Raw genomic sequence first — 21,423 nt, forward strand, 5'->3', positions numbered from 1 at the left:
CGCGATGGGCCTGTGGGACCGTTTGTTTGGACGCAAGACCGCCGTGGCGAAGCCGCCGCGGGCAGAACCCACCGCAGCGACGGCGCCTGGCGACGATGCCGGCGAGGCAGCTGCCGAGATCGACCCCGCATTGCAGACGGCGCTGAGCGCGTTTCAGCGCGGCGATCACGTGGGCGCCTATAACGCGGCGCAAGCGCAGTTGCAGGCTGGTGCGGATGCGCAGCGCCTGTGCGCGCTGGCATTGAGCGCACTGGACCGCTACCACGAGGCGTATCCGTATTGGCTGGCGCTGTACGAGCTGGAGCCGACCGCACACAACGCGCTGCAGCTGTCCACCACCTCGGTGATGTGCAACGAGGTCGAGCGCGGCGAGCAATGGCTGCTGACCTTCGACGATCTGAACGCCCAGGAGCGCTCCACCTCGCCAGCCACGGCGCGGACGGGCTTCCTGACCGCGCTGACCCGCGCCGGTCACGGTGCGCATGCCCTGCCGCATCTGGAGTGGCTGCGCGAAGCCTATGCCGGCATGTCGATCACCGACAGCCACTTCTTGTATGTCCGCGGCCTGCCGTTCTTCGAGGAATTTCTTGAGCGCAGCACCCCGTTGCTGCGCGCATGTCTGCCAGCCGATGCCCTGCCCGGCTGGTACGCACAGCTGCAACCCGCGCTGGACCCACCCGGGCAGGCGGCAGTCGCGGCGCATATCGCGTCGCTGCAATGAACGCAGCGCCGCGCACATCGCCCCAATCGAACGGCGGCTTTGTCTCGCCGCTGGCATGGGTCTCGTTGTTGCTGGGCGCGGTCAGCGCACTGGCCAACCTGTTTCAGATCGTGGTGCTGTTGGCGGTGCCCGACGCCACCACACTCGCTCTACCCCTGGGCATGACCTTGCCGCCGTCGTGGCAATGGGTGATCGACCACGGCATGGCGTTGTCGGTGATCGGGGTGGTGCTGTCGGTGGCGTTCGCATGGCTGAGCTGGGCGCTGCTGCAGCGACGCGAGTGGGCGCGCATCGGGTTTGTGGTGGTGTTGATCGTCACCGGGCTGCTCAATTTTGCCGGGCTGGCGTTGATCGGGCCGTTGTTCGACGGCGTGCAGGCCATGCTGCCGGCCGATGTACTGCACAGCCCGGAATGGCCACAGATGCAGGCACGCCTGCAGGCCACGCAACAGATGGCGCTGGTGCTCACCGGCGCGGGCGCTCTGGCCATCGGCTGCGTGCATGCAGCACTCGCCTGGCGACTGTGCAAGCCAGCTGTTCGCGCGGAGTTTGCCTAGGTCTAGTGACTTTGGCGCAGGCAAGGGCCATGCAGTCCGCGCGCAGATCGGCTGCCTTGCAACCAATGATCCGCGCTAGTCAATCACGTTGAGAAGACTGACAGCTTGCCTGTTGCGGTTGCCTGGCGATCTTCGAGCCTGATGAGTCGAGGGCGCGGTGAGGACACCGCACCAGACCGTTTGCTGGTGGTTTTGCTGAAGAACCAAACCGCCGCGTCGCGCGATGTCGGGGGTTGCTGGTTGCTGTGCCGAAACCCTGGGCGCCGATCAACGCGGCTGGTGCTTGCCCGCTCACCGTCGCGGGACCCTTGGCGGCATGGATGCCGCCACGGAGCTTACATGGACGTACTTGCAGCGTGTCCTGCGATGGTGCGCGGGCAAGGGCCCTGCAGCAAACGCGAAGACATCGAGTGCGCAACGCCCTCACCGCTCGCGGGACACGCCGTCAACCCGTCCATGGGGGCTCGATGGCGGCATCCATGCCGCAAGCGGCGAGGACACCGCACCAGACAGTGTGTCGGTGGTTTTGTTGAAGAACGGAAACCACCGTGTCGTGCGGTTTAGTGGTTGCTGTGCTGTGCTGAAACGTTACACACAGACCAACTCGACTGACCCTGACACGCTAACCGCTGCGGGACCTTCTCCACCTTGCACATCGCCCTGCGACAAACGGCCACGTTCGGGTGGGCGCACCGGCCGCGATGCACGGCTTAGAATTGGGCCATGAACGAATTCGACCGTGTACGCGATTATCTGACCGACCTGCAGGACCGTATCTGCGCCGCTGTGGAAGCCACAGATGGGCGAGCGCGGTTCTCCGAGGATCTGTGGCAGCGCGAGGAAGGCGGTGGCGGGCGTACCCGCATCCTGCGCGACGGCGCGGTGTTCGAGCAGGCCGGCATCGGCTTTTCGGATGTGTCCGGCACGCGCTTGCCGCCCTCGGCCAGTGCCCACCGGCCTGAGCTAGCGGGCGCGACCTGGCGGGCCTGCGGCGTGTCGCTGGTGTTTCATCCGAACAACCCGCACGTGCCGACCACGCATATGAACGTGCGTTACTTCCGCGCCGAGCGCGATGGCGAGGTGGTTGCCGCGTGGTTCGGCGGCGGCTTCGATCTGACGCCGTTCTACCCGGTGGATGAAGACGTGCAGCACTGGCACCGCACCGCGCAGACGCTGTGCGCGCCGTTCGGCGAGGAGCGCTATGCCGCGCACAAGCGTTGGTGCGACGAGTACTTCTTCCTGCGCCACCGCAACGAAACGCGCGGCGTCGGCGGGCTGTTCTTCGACGACCTGGGCCAGGACTTCGAGCGCGACTTTGCCTACCAGCAGGCGGTGGGCAATGGCTTCCTGGATGCCTACATGCCGCTCGTGCAGCGCCGCAAGGACACGCCGTTTGGCGAGCGCGAGCGCGAGTTCCAGCTGTACCGCCGCGGGCGCTACGTGGAGTTCAACCTGGTCTACGACCGCGGCACCCTGTTCGGGCTGCAGAGCGGCGGGCGCGCCGAGAGCATCCTGATGAGCCTGCCGCCGCGGGTGCGTTGGGAATACGGCTACACCGCCGAGCCCGGCAGCGCCGAGGCGCGGTTGCTGGACTACCTGGTGCCGCGCGACTGGCTGGGCTGACAGTGACGTTGCCGTGATCGGAGCGGGCCGGATTTAAGGGGCCGCCAGCGCTGCTGCCGTCCGAAGGCAGTGCGCCACGCCCGATGCATCCGAAGGCGCTGAACTCTTCCCCGTGCAGGGATTGGTTTCAGCGCCTTTATCCGTTGGGTCATCCACACAGATTCACGCATTCAGAGTCGCTCACAGTTAAACCTGAATTGCGCAAATGAAACGCTGTGTTGATTGAGCGAGTTAATCGCTCCCATTTAAATTTGTGATTGCTCACGCAGCTATTGCGCAATCTGCGGACGCTGTCCAGCAGCGCAGCGTCTTTCCGGCTACTCTGAACGCTGGAAATAAAAAAGCCCCGCAGACCAGGGGGAGGTCGGCGGGGCCAGGGAACGGAAACTTGGGGAGGAGTTTCCGCTCCGAGATCTGCTCCAGGGGATGGGAGAGATCTGCCGACAGGCGTTGCGCCCGTCGAGGGATATAACACCATTTTCCACATTGATGGATCGTGAAGATAACTGTTAAAAAAATGTAGAATTTAACGGTTATTCATTCCTCCAATCCTGCTGCGCGCGCATTATGTTTTGACCAACTTATGTCTGGTCTGCGCATTCAGCATATCAGCGTGATGTGCTGCGTCAGTGCGCCTCGTCCCAGTTATCGCCCACACCCGAATCCACCACCAGCGGCACGCGTAATTCAGCAGCGGACGACATCCGCGCGGTGACTTCGCTCAGCAACGTGTCGACGAAATCGGTATCGGCTTCGAACACCAGTTCGTCGTGCACCTGCAGGATCATCAGTGCGCGCTGCGCGTGGTCGGCGATCCAGCCATCCACGCTGACCATGGCGCGCTTGATGATGTCGGCGGCGGTGCCCTGCATGGGCGCGTTGATCGCGGCGCGCTCGGCACCGGCGCGCTGGCCCTGGGTGCCGGCATTGATGAAGTCCAGATACAGCCGGCGACCGAACACCGTCTCCACGTAGCCCTTGTCGCGGGCCTGCTGGCGGGTGGTTTCCATGAAGTCGCGCACGCCCGGGTAGCGGCTGAAGTACAGCGCGATGTAGTCCTGCGCCTCGCCACGGCCGATGCCGAGCTGGCGGGCCAGGCCGAACGCGCTCATGCCGTACATCAGGCCGAAGTTGATCGCCTTGGCGGCGCGGCGTTCGTCGTTGCTGACGGTGTCGATGGTGCGGCCGAATACCTCCGCCGCAGTGGCGCGGTGCACGTCGGCGCCGGAGTCGAACGCGCCCACCAGGCCGGGGTCGCCGGACAGGTGGGCCATGATGCGCAGTTCGATCTGCGAGTAGTCGCAGGCGATCAGCTTGCGCCCGGGCGGGGCGACGAAGGCGCGGCGGATGCGGCGGCCGTCTTCGGTGCGGATCGGGATGTTCTGCAGGTTGGGGTCGGACGAGGACAGCCGCCCGGTGGCGGCGCCGGCCTGGTGGTAGCTGGTGTGCACGCGCCCGGATTGCGGGTGGATCATCTCCGGCAGCTTGTCGGTGTAGGTGCTGCGCAGCTTGGCCAGGCCGCGGTACTCCAGGATCACCCGCGGCAGCTCGTGCTGGTCGGCGATGGCTTCCAGCGCTTCTTCGTTGGTCGAAGGCTGGCCCTTGGGCGTCTTGACCACGGCGGGCAGCTTGAGCTCGTCGAACAGCAGCGCCTGCAGCTGCTTGGGCGAATCCAGGTTGAAGGTGCGCCCGGCCAGCTCGGTGGCCTTTTGCTGGGCGGCGAGCATGCGCTTGGACAGGTCCGCGCTCTGGCGGCGCAGTTCGGCCGCGTCCACGCACACGCCGTTGGCCTCGATGCGGGCGAGCACTTCCACCAACGGCATCTCGATCTCGCGGTAGACGCGCTCCAGCCCTGGCTCGGCGGCCAGCTTGGGGCCGAGCACGTGGTGCAGGCGCAGGGTGATGTCGGCGTCTTCGGCGGCGTAGCGGGTGGCATCTTCCAGGCTGACCTGGGCGAACTTGATCTGCTTGGCGCCCTTGCCGCACACGTCTTCGTATTTGACGGTGTCGTAGCCCAGATAGCGCTTGGCCAGGCTATCCATGTCGTGGCGGGCGCTGCCGGAATTGAGCACGAAGCTCTCCAGCAAGGTGTCGTCGCTGTAGCCGGCCAGCTCCACGCCATGCCGGCGCATCACGTGCAGGTCGTACTTGCCGTGCTGGCCGAGCTTGCGCAGCGCAGGGTCGGTGAGCAGCGGCGCCAGCTGGGCCAGCGCCTGGGCGCGGTCGAGCTGGGCCGGCGCGCCGGGGAAGTCGTGGCCGAACGGCAGGTACGCCGCCTGGCCGGGCTCGGCGGCGACGCTGAGGCCGATCAGGTTGGCCTGCAGCGGGTCCAGGCTGTCGGTTTCGGTATCGAAGGCGAACTGGCCGGCCGCGCGCAGGCGGGCGATCCAGCTGTCCAGCTGTTGCTGGGTGAGAATCGTCTCGTACTGACCGGGCGCGGCCAGGGCCGGGTCCAGATCCACCGGCGCGCTCGCCGGGCCGGAGACGAAGCCGGTGCCGCGAGCGCGGCCTGGTTCGGTACGGGCCACGGCCATGGCTTCGGTCTGCGCGCCAGCGGCCGCTGCGCCGCCCAGCTCGCGCAGGGCCTGACTGAAGCCGTAGCGGGCGTACAGCACGGCCAGCGTTTCGGCATTGGGCTCGCGCAGCTCCAGCGCGCGCGGGCCGCAGGCCAGCGCCACGTCGGTCTTGATGGTGACCAACGCGCGGTTGAGCGGCAGCCGCGACAGTGCGGCGCGCAGGTTCTCGCCGATCTTGCCCTTGATCTTTTCGGCGTTGGCGATGACGCCGTCGAGCGAGTCGTATTCGGCCAGCCATTTGGCGGCGGTCTTGGGGCCGCACTTGTCCACGCCGGGCACGTTGTCGATGGCATCGCCCATCAGCGCGAGCAGGTCGACGATCTGGTCGGCCCGCACGCCGAACTTGGCGATCACCGCCTCGTCCGAATCCATGCGGCTGCCGCTCATGGTGTTGACCAGTTCGATGCCTGGACGCACCAGCTGCGCGAAATCCTTGTCGCCGGTAGAGATGGTGACGCTCAATCCGTCTGCGGCGGCCTGCAGCGCCAGCGTGCCGATCACATCGTCCGCTTCCACGCCGTCGATGCGCAGGATGTCGATGCCCAGCGCATGCACGATGTCGCACATCGGCTGCACCTGTGCGCGCAACTCGTCGGGCATCGAGGGGCGGTTGGCCTTGTAGTCGGCATACAAGTCATCACGAAATGTCTTGCCCGGCGCATCCACCACGAACGCGACGTAGGCGGGGCGTTCCTTCAAGGTGGCGCGCAACATGTTGACCACGCCGAACAACGCGCCGGTGGGCTCGCCCTGGGCATTGGTCAGCGGCGGAAGCGCGTGGAACGCGCGATACAGGTAACTGGACCCGTCGATCAGGACTAATTTGCTCATCGGACAATTCTAACGCTGCACGCCCGCGCCACACCGCGCCAGCGCATACTGACCGACGACCTAAAACGGATGACGACGATGAAGAGAGCATGTCTTTTGCTGCTGCCGTTGCTGCTGCTTGGCGGCTGTGCCACGAGCGGCGGTGGCCGCGCGGGTGGCGATGTTCCGGCCGGCGCAGATGTCACCAGCAAGACCATGGGGAATGGCGACAAGGTCGACGAATACCGCGTCAATGGTCAGCTGGAAATGGTGCGCGTGACGCCGGCCCGCGGTGCGCCCTACTTTCTGTACGACCGCGACCACGACGGGCATACCGATGCCGAGAAGGACAAGGTCAACAAGGTGTATTGGCAGTTGTATCGTTGGTGATTGGGGAGTTGGGAGTCGGGATTCGCAACAGCGCGGTATGACTGCGTTTTGTTCGGAGGTGGGCGGTGGGCTGGTTGGGCTGCCGCCGTAGGGCAGTCGGTGGGATTGCGGGCGCGTCTTGTACGGCTGCCTGTTGGGCTGAGCGGGTGGATGGCGCCGCTCACAGAATGCTGGCGCTCGTCGCCGAGCGGGTGCGGCCGGCGTTCGGTACGGCATGTCCCACGCGCGCACTCCGGCTCGGAGCGCGTTATCTACGTTCACCTGATCACTGCTCGCCAGGTGGCGTTCGCCGCGATCAGCCGTTTTCCAGCGGGCCGGTGACGCGTTGCAGGTCGTCGATGCCGGCCGGGGCCAGTTCCTTCATCAGGGCCAGGAAGTCGCAGCCCACCAGGCGCTGCGCACGCCGCAGCAGCATCGGCACCGGGCTGGAAGGTTCGCAGCGCGCGTAATAGGCGCAGATTTCATCCAGGCGACGCAGCACATCGTCCGGGCCGGCAATGGCGCCGGCCGGGCGGGCGCTGGTGGTCGCGCCGTCGTTGCCCTCGCCAGCCGGCGCAGTGTCAGCGTCCGGCGCGGCGGGGTTGGCGCTGCTGTCGCGCGCCTGCCAGTGCGGCAGCACGAAACGTTCCAGCTCGCGCAGGTCGGTCAGCAGCGGGCGCAGGTCCGGCGCGGCGGTGCCTACGTGTTCGGTGAGCAGGGCATCGATGGCGCGCGCATGCGCCGACGCAGCGCCGATGGCCTGGGCGGAGGCGGCCAGCGTTTCCGGCGTGCAGTCCTGGCAGCAGGCTTCGATCTCGGCCAGGCTGGGGCCGGTCTGGCCCTCGGGCAGTTTGAGGGTGCCGTTGGCCACGCGCAGGTCGCGCAGGCTGAAGCGGCCCAGCCGCGGCGATTGCACGAACGGTGCGGTGCGCAGCGCGCCAAGCAGGCCCATCGGGTCGCTCAAGCCGACCAGGGCGTTGATGCGCGAGGTCGGGTCGTTGTCGTCGTCGGCATCCAGCTGTGGGTGCACGCTGTCCCAATGCTGTTCCAGCAGGCCGTGGATCAGCGCCAGGGTGTCGGCCCAGCCCGGCAGGCCGCGCAGGCGCAGCCAGGCCGCGCCCAACTTGCTGGCGATGCGCAGGTCGCGGCTGCGGCGGCTGAGTTCCAGCGCCAGCGCCTGCACCTTGTCCCAGTCGGGTTCTTCGGCGGCGATGACGCTCTCGCCCAGGGTGCGCTCGGCGCGGACGGCCGAGTCACGCTCCAGGCGCAGGAAGTCCGGGTCGTATTCCAGGTCCGGGCCGGCCGGGGCATCGTCGCTGATCGGCGCCAGCAAGGTCTGCAGGGAAGTGTCGTCGTGCATGGCAGGCTCCATCGGGAGAGCCGCCGCGGTGGGCGGCGGCGAGGCGATTATTGCGGGGTGCAGACCGCGTCCGGGTCGCCGGCGTCGCATGCCGGTTGCTGGTCGTCGGGCAGACGCAGGCCGGGACGGACCAGGCCGAAGGCGCGATACGGCGTCCCGCTGGCGGACAGATCGACGAAGGCGATGGTGCGGCTGGCCGAGCTCTGCGCGCGGCCGGCAAACGCCGAGGCCGGCACGTTGAAGCTGGAACCGCCGCTCAACTCGAGCAGCCCGCCCTCGGCGGTGGTCGCGTTGAAGTACGCCGGTGGCGCGCCCACCGCGCCGATCACCTGGGCGCCGGTGCCGATCAGGTAGATCGGGTCCTGCTGGGTGCCGATGCGGCCGGTCGCGGAGAAATTGCCGGTGCCATCACGCAGGGTGGCGCGGCCTTCCTGCAGCAGATCGCCGCGCACCGACAGCAACAATGCGCTGTTGCCGGCATCCACGCTGTAGCTGCTGCCGTTGGCCAGCACCAGCGTGAGGTCGCCGGCATTGGTGAGGCTGAAGCCATTGCTGGCGGTGAAATCGCCCAGCCGCACCACGCGGTTGTCGATGAAGGTGGTGGCATCGCCTAGCACCACCGGGCCACCGGCGCTGCCACTGAGCAGGTTGGTGCTGATGGCGCTGCCGGCGCGCTGGCGAATGCCGGCAACCGCCTGCAGCCAGGTGGTCGCAGCGCTGAGCTGACCATCCAGCAGCAACGCATCACCGCTGCGCAGCCGCAACAGGTTGCCGCCATCCACGCGCCCGCTCACCTGCAATGCGCCGGCACTGAACAGGTCCAGGCCTTGCGCACGGAAGTCGCCGAGCGTGCCGATGGCATTGCCGGCGCCGGTCAGTGTGGCCGCACCCGCGGCGCTGCCGCTGAGATGCGCTGCGCGCAGGCTGCCGCCGCTTTGAGTGATGGCACCGCCGCTGCGCACGCTGAGGTTGCCGGCGCTGTTGATGTCGTGCCCCAGCTGCATGCCGCCACCGCTGCTCAACGCCACCGCGTTGCCGGCAATCGCACCGCTGGTAGAGAGCTGGCCGCCGGCCTGCAGCGCGACCGCACCGCTCGCCTGCGCCGCCACGGCCAGGTCGTTGCGATCGACCAGCGCGATGCTGCCGCCAGTGGCCTGCACGCTGCCCTGGAAATCGTTGCCGGCATCGGTGAGCGCGATGGCGCCGCTGCCCGCATCGAGCACGCTGTTACCGACGACGATCAACGCGCCTTGCTGGGTGATGCCGGCAGCGGTTGCCGCCGGCGTGGGCAGCGCCTGCGCGCGAATGCGTGCAGCCGGTGCAGCGCCACTGCGCGCGACCAGCGTGCCGCCGATGCGGCCCTGACCCAGATTCAATGCCTCGCCACTGCTTGCCTCCAGCGCGGCGACATCCACGTTGCCGAGCGTCAGCGCATTGCGGTCGCGTACGCGGGTGTCGCCACCGCGGAGGTTCACTGCCGACTGGAAATCGTTGCCGGCATCGGCAAGCGCGATGGAAGCGCCGGCACTGTCGATGCGGGTGACGCCGGTGACGGTCAGCGCAGCGCTCTGCGACACCGCACCGCCGTTGCTGGCAGCGTCCAGATCGCCATTGACCAAGCCGAAGCCCAGATTGAGCGCCCCGTTGCTGGCGACATCGAGCGCGCCGGTATTCAGCGCACCCAGCGTCAACGCAGTGGCAGCGCGCACACGCGTGGCACCGCCGCTGAGCGCGAGCAGGCCCTGGAAGTCGTTGCCGGCCGCATCCAGCACGATCGTGCCGCTGCCGGCATCGACCACGCTATTGCCTGCCACCTGCAGCGTGCCCGCGCGTTGGGTGATCGCCGCGTTGGTGCTGCGCACTGCCAGATCACCCGACGCAGCGATGGTATTGCCAAGCACGATGCCGTTGGCGCCGGTCAGCTGCACATCGCCGCCACGCAGCGCACCGACCGTGGTGAGGGTCCCGCCGCGCGCGATCAAACTGAGCGCACCGGTACCGGTGTCGATCGTGGTAGCCGGCAGCAGCAGCGCACCGCCGGCATCCAGCGTTACCGCGCCAGTGCCGGTGCTTTGCACGCTGGCGAGCTGCAGGTCGTTGCGGTCGACCAAGCCAATGCCATCGCCGGTGGCGGCGACTGCACCGACGAAATCGTTGTTGGCATTGGTCAACGCAATCGATCCGTTGCCGGCATCGAGCGTGCTGGCGCCGGTAATGCTGAGTGCGTTGGTTTGCGTGATGACACCGCCGTTGCTGATGGCGGTCAGTGCGCCATTGACGCTGCCCTGGCCGAGATTCAACACACCGGTGTTGGTGACGGTGAGCGCGCCGGTGTTGAGCGCGCCCAGGGTCAGTGCGTCGCTGTCGTTGAGCTGTACAGCGCCACCAGTGAGGTTCACTGCACTTTGGAAATCATTGGCGCCATTCAAGGCAATGGCGGCAGTGCCGGCGTTGACGGTGCTGAGGCCGCCGACCAGCAATTGGCCGCCGGCCTGATTGATTGCGGCATTGGTGGTGCGCAGCGTCAGCGCGTTGCCGGCGCTGATGGTGTGCGCCAGGGTCAAGCCATCGCGTGCAGTGAGCACGACGTTGCCGCCGCTCAGCGCGCCGCCGGTGCTGAACGCGCTGCCGGTGGAGGTGAGCGTCAAGTTACCGCTGCCAGCGAAGATCGCCGATGCAGGCAGGTTGAGCGTCTGCGCAGTAAGCGCGATGTCGCCGTTGCTATTGCCATTGATCGAGGAGACGGCCAGCACACTGCGATCGGTCACGGCGATGCCGTTACCGGTCAAGCCGACGGCGCCCTGGAAATCGTTGTTGCTATCGGTCAGTGCGATCGTGCCGCTGCCGGCGTTGATGGTGCTTGCGCCGGTGACGGTGAGCGCACCGGTCTGGGTGATGGCGCCGTTGTTGCTGGTGGCGGTCAAGCTGCCGGTGGTGCCGGTACTCAGGTTCAACGCACCGTTGCTGGTGGCGGTGAGTGCGCCGGTGTTGAGGCTGCCCAGGGTGAGTGTGTTGGCATCGACGATCTGCGCCGCGCCGCCGGTGAGGGCGACGGCGCCAATGAAGTCGTTGGCATTGGCCAGTGCGATGGCGCCGGAGCCGGCGTTGACGGTGGTGAGGCCACCAACCAGCAATTGGCCGCCGCTCTGATTGATTGCGGCATTGGTGGTGCGCAGCGTCAGCGCGTTGCCGGCGCTGATGGTGTGCGCCAGGGTCAGGCCATCGCGTGCAGTGAGCACGACGTTGCCGCCGCTCAGCGCGCCACCGGTGCTGAACGCGCTGCCGGTGGAGGTGAGCGTCAAGCTGCCGGTGCCGGCGGAGATCGCCGATGCAGGCAGGTTGAGCGTCTGCGCAGTGAGCGCGATGTCGCCGTTGCTATTGCCATTGATCGAGGAGACGTTCAGCACGCTGCGATCGGTCACGGCGATGCCGTTGCCGGTCAAGCCGACGGCGCCCTGGAAATCGTTGTTGGCATCGGTCAGCGCGATCGCGCCGCTGCCGGCGTTGACGGTGCTTGCGCCGGTGACGGTGAGCGCACCGGCCTGGGTGATGGCGCCGTTGTTGCTGGTGGCGGTCAGCGCGCCATTGACGCTGCCCTGACCAAGATTCAACGCACCGTTGCTGCTAACGGTGAGCGCGCCGGTATTGAGGCTGCCCAGCGTGAGCGCGTTGGCATCGACGATCTGCGCCGCGCCGCCGGTGAGATTCACCGTGTTGCTGAAATCATTGCCAATGTCGGTCAGTGCAATCGTGCCGCTGCCGGCGTTGATGCTGCCAACCCCATTAACGGTGAGCGCACCGGTCTGGCTGATGGCGCCGTTGTTGCTGGTGGCGGTCAAGGCGCCGGTGCTGCCGGTGCCAAGATTCAGCGCACCGGTGCTGGTGACGGTGAGTGCGCCGGTGTTGAGCGTGCCCAGGGTAAGCGTGTTGGTATCGACCACCTGCACGGCGCCGCCGGCCAGATTCACCGCGCCGGTGAAATTATTGGCGCTGTCGGCCAATGTGATGCTGCCGATGCCGGCATCGAAGCGGCTGCTGCCGCTGACGGTCAGCGCGCCTTGCTGGTCGATGGCGGTGTTGTTGCTGTCGACCAGCAGGCTGCCGACGCTGCTGTTGCCCAGGGTGAGCCGATCGCGATCGACCACCTGCACGGCGTTGCCGCTCAGGCCCACGACACCGCGAAAGTCGTTGTCGCTCGCAGTCAGGGTGATGTTGTCGGTGCCGGCCGTGAATTGCGCCGCGCCACCCACCTCAAGCCCGCCGGTCTGGGTGATGCCGCCGCTGGCGCTGGTGGCGGTCAGCGAGGTGGCCACGCTGCCCTGCCCCAGATCCAATGCGCTACCGCTGCTGACCGTGAGCGCGTTGGCGCTGAAGCTGCCCAGGGTCAACGCGCTGAGCGCGTTGATCTGCACCGCGCCACCGGTCACCGACAGCGCGCCGGTGAAGGCGTTGGACGCGCCGTTCAACGCCACAGCGCCGCTGCCGGTATTGACCGTGGTGGTGCCATCGATGGCGAGCCTGCCGGCGAGCTGGGTGAGCGCAGCGTTGGTGGTGCGCAGCTGCAGGTTGCCGCTGCTGGTGATGTCATGCGACAGCGTGATGCCCGTGCGCGCGTTGAGGCTGACATTGCCGCCGCGCAATGCGCCATTGGTAGACAAGCTGCCGTTGTCCGAACGCAGTTGCAGCGTGGCGCTGCCGGTGTCGATCGATTGCGCCGGCAGGCTCAGCATGCCGCCTGCGGTGAGCGCGACCGCGCTGTTGGCGGCGCTGACCAGCGAGACGATGGACAGGTCGTTGCGATCGTAGATGCCGATGGCGCCGCCGGTCACGTCGAGTCCGGCGGTGAAATCGTTGCCCTGACCGAGCAGGGAGACCGCACCGGTTCCGGCGTTGACGGTGCCCAGTGCGCCAGCGCTGATCGCCCCACCGCCCTGGGTGATGGCGGCGTTGGTGGTGGTCAACGCCAGCGTGCTGGTGGCATCGATGTCGTGGTCCAGGGTCAGCCCGTCGCGAGCAGACAGGTTGATCTGATTGGCACTGAGCGCGCCCTTGGTCGCCAGCGTGCCGCCCTGCGCGCTTAGCCGCAGATTGCCCGCGCCGAGGTCGATGGCCTGCGCTGGCAGCAACAGGTCGGCGCCAGCGGTGAGGGTGACATCCCCGCCGCTACCGGCGGTGAGCGAGGTCACGCTGAGCGTGTCGAGATCGCTGACCGCGATGCCGGTGCCGACCAGAGTCAGCGCGCCCTGAAAGTCGTTGCCGCCGTTGCCCAGCGAAATCGCGCCGCTGCCTGCATTGAGCGTTGCCGGGCCGGTCAGGGTCAGTGCGCCGTTCTGGGTGATCGCGCCACCGTTGCTGCTGGCAGTGACGATGCCGCCGATGCTGCCCTGGCCCAGGTTCAAGCTGCCGTGGCTGGTGGCGGTGAGCGTGTTGGTGGCGATGGTGCCCAGGGTGAGTGCGTTGCTGTCGTTGACCACCGCCGTGCTGCCGGTGAGCGAGACCGCGCCGCCGAAATCGTTGCCGGCACCACCCAGGCTGATGGCGCCGGTGCCCGCTGCCGCCGTGGCGTTGGTGGTGCCGGTGACAGCGAGCAGGCCGGCGGTCTGGGTGATGGCCCCGGCGTCGCTGGTCAGTAGCAGGTTGCCGCCGGCCTGGACGCTGTGGCCAAGGTTCAACGCATCGCGCGCGCGCAGGCTCACCTGGTTGCCGGACAGTGCGCCCCCGGTGCTGAGCCCTCCACCGAGCGCGCTCAGCGACAGCGCGCCGGTGCCGGTGGCAATGGCCTGCGCGGGCAAGTTGAGCGCGCCGCCTGCGGTGAGCGTAATGGCGCCGTTGCTGCCGTTGGTGAGCCCGACGATGGTGAGATCGTTGGCATCGCGTACGGCGATACCGATACCAGTCAGCGTGAGCGCGCCAACGAAGTCGTTGCCGCTATCGCTCAGCGCAATGCCCCCGTTGCCGGAATCGAGCGTGCTGGTGCCGTTCACCGTCAACGCGCCTGTCTGGCTGATCTGCCCACCATTGCTGGTGGCGCTGAGCGCCCCGGTCACCGCACCACTGCCGAGATTCAACGCACCGCTGCTGGTGGCGGTGAGGTTGCCGGTGGCCAGCGTGCCCAGGGTCAGTGCGCCGCTGTCGCTGATCTGGGTGGTGCCCCCGCGCAGGCTGACCGCCTGCTGGAAATCGTTACCTGCAGTGGTCAGCGAGATGGCTCCCGTGCCGGCCTGCAGATCGCTGGTGCCGGTGACGGTGAGGCCTGCGTTGCCAGCCTGCTGGATCGCGCCATTGTTGCTGGTGGCACTGAGCGCGCCGGTCACCGTGCCGCTGCCAAGATTCAGCGTGCCGGTGCTGGTGGCGGTGAGGTTGCCGGTGGTCAGCGTGCTCAGCGTCAATGCACCGCTGTCGGTGATCTGGGTGGCGCCACTGGTGAGGCCGACACTGCCGCCAAAATGATTGCCGCCATCGCTCAGCGTCAGCGCCTGGTTGCCCAGCGAAAAGGTGCTGGTGCCGCCGACCGTCAGCGCGCCCTGTTGCGCCAGGCCGATGGTGTTGGTCAGGCCCAGGTTGCCGGCCACCTGCAGGAAGCCGAGGTTGGCGATCTTGTTGGCGCCGCTGAAGCTGGCATTGCCGCCGATGCTGCCGGACACGTTGCCGGCGGTGAGCACGCCGCCCTGCTGTACGGCGACGTCAGAGACATAGCTGATGGCACCGCTGCCGACATCGATACTGCCATTGCCGACGATGCCGTTGCTGCCGGCGCCGTTGGCCACCAGCGAGACACTGCCGTCGCTGCCGCCGGCAAGTCCTGCAGCGCGGACGACGCCACTGTTGTTGACCAGCGCGTCGAACACGCCCTGTGCTGCGCGTGCGCTCAGGGAGATGGTGCCGCCGGGTGCGATCAGGCTGCCGGAGTTATTCACCGCGAACGTGCCCTGCGCGAACTCCAGCGATTTGTCGATGACCACGCCAAACCCACCGCTCTCGAAACTGAGGGTGACCTTGTCGGCGCCGGCCAGGGTGATGTTGCCGGCGTTGGCGGTGATGGTGCCGCTGTTGAGCACTTCGGCGCCGATCAGATTGACCGCGCCGGCGGCGGCGGTAATGGTGCCGGCATTGGACACCCGGGCGATCCCACCGTTTGCATCAAAGAAGTCGTTGCCGTTGATGAAGTTGATGTCCTGGGCCCCCAGGGTGGTGGCGACCAGGCCGCCGACATTTACCTGCGCGGTATTGCCGAAGAGGATGCCGTTGGAATTGAGCAGGAACACCTGACCATTGGCGGTGATGTTGCCGAAGATCTGCGTGGGATTGCCGCCGATGACGCGATTGAGGATCACCGAGCTCGCAGATGGCTGGTTGAAGCGCACCGTGGCGGCCGAACCGATATCGAAGCTCGTCCAGTTCAGCGCCATGCGCGAGCCGGTCTGGTCGATCACCTGCGTTGTGCCGTTGGGCGCATTGATCGTGCCGGTGCCGCCCACGATGCTGCCGCCGGTGGGCAGCTGGGTGCTGGCAACCTGCGCCATCGCCGGTGCGCTGAGCATGAGTGCGGCGGCCAGCGCCAGCGCAAGCGGCGATCGACGCAGCAGGCGTTCGGAGGGGCGGGCTGCAACGGTGGAAGCGGTGTGGTTGGCGTGCATGCGCAGATCCCTCAGAAAGTGAAGCCGAAACGCGTGTAGATGCGGGCGTCGTCGCGTCCATCGGACGCATTGCGGCGTCCGGTCGGCAGGGCGGCCGTGAGGCGCCATTCGAAATTGGCGTAGTGCGGCAAGCGGAAGGTGAAGCCGACACCGGCGGCGTCGAAGCTGGTCGGTGCAGCGACGCCATTGGCCGCAAACACGCGGGCGTGATCGGCGAACACGTCCAGCTCCAGCAGCTCGCGCCACGGCCGGCCATTGAACGGCGAGGCGGCATCGGCAAAACCGGGCGCATCGACGTGATATTCCAGCGCGGTGTAATAGCCGAGATCGCCCAGTGCATCGGACACCGGATAGGCGCGCACGCTGTCCGGCCCGCCCACCGCAAATTGCTCCAGCGGCGCCAGCGTGTCGCTGCTGTATTGGCCGCTGAACTTGAAGTACAGGCGTTGGGTGCGGGTGAGGTATTGCAGGCGCGTGTACGACAGCCGCGTCAGGGTGAAGTGGCTGTCGCGGTCGGGGCTGACCAGATCCGGGTCGGCCGAGCCATCGCGCAGGGCCTGGCGCACGCTGAGCTGCAGCAGGTCCACCCCGCGCCAGCGCAGATCGGTGCGGCGCAGCGAGACGCCGAGTTCGGCCACGTCGAAGGATTGGTCCGACAGCGTGATGCCGGCGGCATCCAGCCGCGATTTTTCGCGTAGATACCGCGCCGAACCTTGCAGCTGCAGCAGATCGTGATTGATGAATTTCCAGTCTGCGCCGGCATACACCACCGAGGTGGGGCCCTTGAGGCCGAGCCGGGCGAACACGCCGTTGCGTACCTCCAGCTCGCTGCGGCTGGCGCCGACCACCGCGCTCAGGCCGGACACCTGCCCCACCGGCAACGCATACGACAACGCGCCGATCTGGCTCTGCCGCGGCGACAGCGAGTAGGCGTAGTTGGCGGCGAACACGTCGCCCAAGCCCAACGGGCTGTTCCAGGTGATGCCGGCCTGGGCGCGATAGCGGCCGGTGAGTTCGGTGCCGTAATTGTTGCCGCCCAGGCTGATCACATACGGGCGCGCAGCTTCGCTGGCGACCAGCACCACATCGGTTTCGCCGGCGTTCTGGCCCGGTTGCAGCACCGACGACAGCGACACGCCCGGCAGATCACGCGCGTACAGCAGCGCGGTGTCCACGTCCTGCTTGCGCAGCGGGCGGCCCTGCAACTGGCGCAGCGGCGCCGACAAGGTAGTACCGCGATAACGCGCGGCGCCTTGCACGGTGACCTGGCCGATGCGGCCTTCGAGCACGCGGATCTCGATCAGTTGGTCCGGGCCGGGCGTCTGCGCCGGCAGGTAGGCGGTGCTGACGATGAAGCCGGCTTCGCGATAGGCGCGGGTGACGGTGTCGGCCACCGCCTGCAGCTGGTCGAAGCGCAGCGCCACCACCGGCTGGCCTTGCGCCAACGCGGCGAACGCGGCATCGGCCACCGCCTGCACGCGCGCCGGGTCGATGCCGGCCTCCGGATAGGTGCCCACATCGCGCACGCGGAATCCGCGTACCGGCAAGGTGACAACGGCATCGCCGCGGTCCTTCATCGCCGGCAGCGCGGCGCCGCCTGCGGGCGCGCCATCGGAGGCGCTGTGGTCCTGCGCCCACGCAGGTGCGGCCAGCAACAGGCACGCAGACACCGCCGCGGCCAGACACGTCATACGCATACGTCACTTACCCCTGAAAACATCCGTTGTTGCGCATGCCCGACGTACCGTGCTGCGCATGCGGACGTGTGCACACTCGCATGGCGATCGGCATGGTTGCGCTCGCCCCTGACTGAACGCCGGTCGAACCCGGACGTACATTTATGGAATGTTAGCAACATTAATGCGACGACGGTCACCGTTACGACAATTGCCGTGGCACGCCTGCGCAATCGGCTGGCGCGATCATGCTGAAAGGGCGGGCTGGAGCGGTCGTCGAGCGACCGCGGCTGCGGGTTGCGCAAGGTCGCGCCCTGCGCTTGGCGGGCGGCGTCCAGCACGCTGCGCCGACGGGCGCGGTACTGAGCGCGATCGATCTGGCCAAGCTGGTGCGCCTGGGCCAGCGCATGCAGCTGGGCGTTGGCCGGGTGCTGCGTGCTGCCGCTCATGGCAGCTCCCGCAGCACGCGAAAGCCCACGTCCGGCTGCGCCGAGCCATTGTCGGCGCGGCTGGCCTGCACGGTGCAATCGGACCAGTAACTGGCAAAGCTGCCGCCGCGCGCCTGCACGCCGGCGCCGCTGGAGACCCATTCCCACACATTGCCGGTGAGGTTGATCAGCCCCCACGGGTTGGCATCGCGGCCGCGCGCCGACACCGGTGCGCGCACCGCATCGGTGGCGCTGGCGGTGGGCGGTACGCAGTTGCTGTCTTCGGCTTGCCGCCAATTGCTGGCAGCCTGCGCGGCATGCAGCCATTCGGCATCGCTGGGCAGGCGGTAGCGCCAACCGCCGCTGCCGATGGTCAGCCAGCGCAGATAGGCGCGGGCCTGGGTCAGGCTGATGTTGCGCACCGGCGCGCGCGCCAGCTCGGGCGTGCTGGCGGCCTGCGCGGTGCAGCGGCCGGTGGCCTGGCAGAACAGGTTGAAATCGGCCACCGCCACTTCACCGCGCGACAACGCATACGGCGTGCCGCCGTCGATGCCGGGCACCACCACCAGCATCGGGCCGCGGGTGTCGCCCAGCGTGTCGAAACAGGCCGCGCCACGGCCGGGCAGGCCGGCACCGCCGCATGGGTCCGGGCCGGTCGGCACCGGCGGTAGGGCGGCGTCGTCCACGCTGGTGGGCAGTGCGGCAGCGGCCATGGTGCTGCGGGCCGCACCGGTGGTGGCCGTGGTGGGCTTGGCGGTGGATCTGCCGCGCGTCGATTTTGGTGGCGACGCGGCAGCCGGTGCGTCGGTAGCGCTGCCGGCGGGCACGCTGTCGGATGCGGGCGCATCGACGCCAGGCGCACGTTGCAGCCGCGCGGACAACGCGCCTTCGGGCAGTTGCCCGGCGGCTTTCATCTGCGCTTCCAGTTGCGCCATCGCGGTGGCATCGCTGCGATACAGCGCCTGCAGGCGCTGACCCAGTTGCTGGCGCTCGGCGGCCGGCAAGGTGCCAGCAGCCATTACCGCGGCGGCGACGGCATAACGCGCCTGCGCACTGCGTAGCTCGACGCGTTGGCCCAGCGTCTGCACCCCCTGGGCAAGCAGGTCGGCGGCCTGCGCATAGCGTCCTTGCGCAAAGGCATCGCTGGCGTTGTTGCGATACACCTGCGACAGCAGTTGCGGGCCCTCGCTGCGCAGCAACGGATGGTTGGGCTGCAGCACGCGGATACGCGCCAACGCATCGCCGGTCTTGCCCAGATCGTTGGCGGCGGCGGCACGCCGCAGCGACTCCACCCGACCGGCCAGTTCGGCCTCGGCACTTTCGCGGGCGAGCGCCTGCTGCAGCTGTTGCTCCAAGGTGTGCAGGCGCGTGCGTTGCGCCAGCAGCGCGCCGGACTGCGGTGCCAGCTGCAGACCGAAGCTGACCAGTGCCTGCGCGCCCGCCAGTTGCGCCGGGTCGGACTGGGCGGCGACCAGGCCCGCGATGGCTTCGGCTACTGCGCCCTGTTGCGTGCTGCGCTCGGCCGCCGGCAGGGCGGCCAATGCCGCAGTCACGCGGTCGCGCCACGCCGCATCGGTGCCGGGCTGGGCCAGCGCGGCGGCCAGCGTTTGACGTGCGCCAGCGGCATCGCGCGGCGCCGCAGCCACCGGCGTGCGTCGGGCTTGCTGTTCGGCCACTGCAACCTCGGCGCTGCGCAACTGCAGGCGCAGCGAGTCGGGAAAGGCCGCACGTGCCTGATCGCTCTCGGTCCGCGCGGTGCTGAGCTGGCCTGCCGCAACCGCCTGTGCAATGGCCGCATCCAGCCGCACTTCCAGCGCGGCGTGATGCAACAGACTGCTGGCCGGGTCGATGCGGCGCACCTGGTCGAGCGTGGCCAGCGCGTTGTCGGCCTGATTGCGGAACAGCAGACCGGCGTCGAGTTGGCGATTGAGCGTGGTGTCGAGCGCGTTGAGGCGCTCGTTCTTTTCGCGCTCGATGGTCTGCCGGCGCGCATCCAGTGACGGCGAATACAGCCGCAGCCGGTCGCGCAGCGCAAACACCTGCAACGCGCCGCGATAATCGTTGCGGCCGTTGGCCGGATTCCACACTGCATCCAGACGACGCAGCAGGAAATCTTCGATCAGATCGCTGCGGTCGGTGAGCAGGCGGCGGCGGTCGTCCGGCTCCAGGCTGGACAGCGCCTGCATGGCCTGGGTTTCGTCGCGATAGCGCTGCGGGTCCTGCGCACCGAAGCGGGCGACCACCTCGGCCAGATGCTGCTGATGCAGGTAGCGCTGCACGCCCCACCCGCCTGCGCCCAGCACCGCCAGCGCGGCGGCGCCGTAACCGAGCATGGGCAGTGCGCGTTCGCGCAGCGGCACCTGGCGCAGGCCATCGAGCAACTGATCCACGCGCTTGAGACGCTGGCTGGCGGGGAACGCGACGGCGGCGCACAGCGTGGCGTATTGGCGTCGGGTCAGGCCAGGCACCGGCGGCGGACGGCGGCCATCGCGCAGCGCCACCTCGGCGCTGAGTTTGTCGAACGGGTGCTTGCCGGTGAGCAGTTCGAAACACACGCAACCCAGCGCATACAGATCGTCAGCCGGGGTGGGCGCCTGCCCGCGGATCATTTCCAGGCTGGCATAGGCCGGCGTCAACGCACCGAGCGTGGCGGCATCGAACACGGTCTGTTCGCCGGACACATCGGCGGCGTGTTTGCCGGCGCGTGCGATGCCGAAGTCGAACACCTTGGCCATGCCCTCGCGGGTGACCATGACGTTGCCGGGTTTGAAGTCCGAATGCACTACGCCGGCGGCATGCGCGCGGATCAGCGCGCGGCCCATGCCATCGATCAGCGGCCACGCCTGCTTGAGCGGCATGCCGTTATAGGCCTGCTCGCGGATCAACGTTTTCAGGTCGCTGCCGTCGATGTACTCCATGGTCATGAAGACCAGGGTGCGGTCCTTGTCGAAGTCGTACACCCGCACGATGTTGTCGTGTGCGAGCTTCTGCGAGCGCCGCGCTTCGCGCTGCAACGCGACCAGCGAATCGGGATGACGGCGGAATTCGTCGCTGAGTACCTTGATGGCCAGCCATGGGTCGCGGTCGCGCGCTTCCACCTTGCGCTCGTCGCGTGCCAGATACACCACGCCCATGCCGCCGCGCCCGAGTTCGCGTTCCAGCAAGAATCGTCCCTTGAGCAAACTGCCGACGCTGGCGTGGTCGCCGCCGGCGGCCTCGGCCAGGTGTTGCCAACTGGACAGGCTGGCGGTGCCTGCGGTGCCGGTGCCGGTTTGCGTGCCCACGCCCATCTGGGTGCCCAGGCCCAGGCTGGTGAGGCTGGGCACATCGCCGGGCAGCGGCTGCGCCGGTTGAACGCGGGTGATGTCGTCTTCGACCGGCGCCGCAGCGCGGCGCGGCATCACCACGGTGGCGTCGTCGTCCGCTGGCGACGCTGGCGATGCGACAGCGTGCAAGGCATCCAACCGATGCATCAAGGTGGTGACAGTGACATCGTCCAGCAGTTGCTGGCGCTGCAGTTGCGACAGCGTTTCCACACCGTCGCGGTATTCGGCATCCGGCACGGCCGCGCGCTTGCCCAGCGCGGCCAGCACGGCCTCCAGATTCAATGCGCCGGTGCGCATGGCGGTGACCAGTTCGGTCACGGTGGCAGTGTCTTGGTGCATG

The 21,423-nt window shown here is 67.8% G+C and carries 10 protein-coding genes; 4 read left to right on the forward strand and 6 right to left on the reverse strand.

What is annotated here, in order from left to right; genetic code table 11:
- Window positions 1–4: 4 nt before the first annotated feature.
- From ABQZ00_RS21340 to hemF, 3 genes are all read left to right on the forward strand, one after another.
- Window positions 5–721 (forward strand): SH3 domain-containing protein, encoded by a 717-nt coding sequence (locus ABQZ00_RS21340; RefSeq protein ID WP_323539001.1) that lies wholly within the window; start codon window positions 5–7, stop codon window positions 719–721.
- On the forward strand, window positions 718–1,278 hold the full coding sequence (locus ABQZ00_RS21345) for a hypothetical protein (protein ID WP_115514241.1): 561 nt from the start codon (window positions 718–720) through the stop codon (window positions 1,276–1,278). Before ABQZ00_RS21340 ends, ABQZ00_RS21345 begins: the two co-directional genes overlap by 4 nt.
- 723 nt (window positions 1,279–2,001) lie before the next feature.
- Window positions 2,002–2,901 carry an oxygen-dependent coproporphyrinogen oxidase gene (gene hemF, locus ABQZ00_RS21350; protein WP_115514243.1) on the forward strand — a complete coding sequence of 300 codons (900 nt, stop codon included), beginning with the start codon at window positions 2,002–2,004 and terminating at the stop codon, window positions 2,899–2,901.
- A gap of 626 nt (window positions 2,902–3,527) precedes the next feature.
- On the opposite strand, the gene polA is transcribed toward hemF, so the two are convergent.
- Window positions 3,528–6,308 carry a DNA polymerase I gene (gene polA / locus ABQZ00_RS21355; RefSeq protein WP_323539002.1) on the reverse strand — a complete coding sequence of 927 codons (2,781 nt, stop codon included), beginning with the start codon at window positions 6,306–6,308 and terminating at the stop codon, window positions 3,528–3,530.
- A 78-nt stretch (window positions 6,309–6,386) separates the two neighbouring features.
- On the opposite strand from polA, the gene ABQZ00_RS21360 reads away from it, so the two are divergent.
- Window positions 6,387–6,677 (forward strand): DUF2782 domain-containing protein, encoded by a 291-nt coding sequence (locus ABQZ00_RS21360; protein ID WP_055846968.1) that lies wholly within the window; start codon window positions 6,387–6,389, stop codon window positions 6,675–6,677.
- Window positions 6,678–6,972: 295 nt separating this feature from the next.
- Here the strand turns inward: ABQZ00_RS21360 and tssA are convergent, their stop codons facing one another.
- Genes tssA through ABQZ00_RS21385 form a run of 5 tightly spaced genes read right to left on the reverse strand, consistent with a single transcriptional unit; the run spans window position 6,973 to window position 21,422 of the window.
- Entirely contained in the window at window positions 6,973–8,016 is a 1,044-nt protein-coding gene (gene tssA, locus ABQZ00_RS21365; RefSeq protein ID WP_323539003.1) for a type VI secretion system protein TssA, read from the reverse strand.
- Window positions 8,017–8,063: 47 nt separating this feature from the next.
- Window positions 8,064–15,653, reverse strand: coding sequence for a two-partner secretion domain-containing protein (locus ABQZ00_RS21370; protein WP_323539004.1), 7,590 nt, complete (start codon window positions 15,651–15,653; stop codon window positions 8,064–8,066).
- Window positions 15,654–15,664: 11 nt separating this feature from the next.
- Window positions 15,665–17,344, reverse strand: a complete 1,680-nt coding sequence (locus ABQZ00_RS21375; protein WP_323539065.1) for a ShlB/FhaC/HecB family hemolysin secretion/activation protein — start codon at window positions 17,342–17,344, stop codon at window positions 15,665–15,667.
- Window positions 17,341–17,778: a hypothetical protein gene (locus ABQZ00_RS21380; RefSeq protein WP_323539005.1), complete on the reverse strand. Its 438-nt coding sequence runs from the start codon at window positions 17,776–17,778 to the stop codon at window positions 17,341–17,343. The genes ABQZ00_RS21375 and ABQZ00_RS21380 overlap by 4 nt, the downstream gene beginning before the upstream one ends.
- Window positions 17,775–21,422 carry a protein kinase domain-containing protein gene (locus ABQZ00_RS21385; RefSeq protein ID WP_323539006.1) on the reverse strand — a complete coding sequence of 1,216 codons (3,648 nt, stop codon included), beginning with the start codon at window positions 21,420–21,422 and terminating at the stop codon, window positions 17,775–17,777. Before ABQZ00_RS21385 ends, ABQZ00_RS21380 begins: the two co-directional genes overlap by 4 nt.
- Window position 21,423: the final 1 nt, after the last annotated feature.

The sequence above is a fragment of the Xanthomonas sp. WHRI 10204 genome, assembly GCF_040202875.1.
Lineage (GTDB): Bacteria > Pseudomonadota > Gammaproteobacteria > Xanthomonadales > Xanthomonadaceae > Xanthomonas.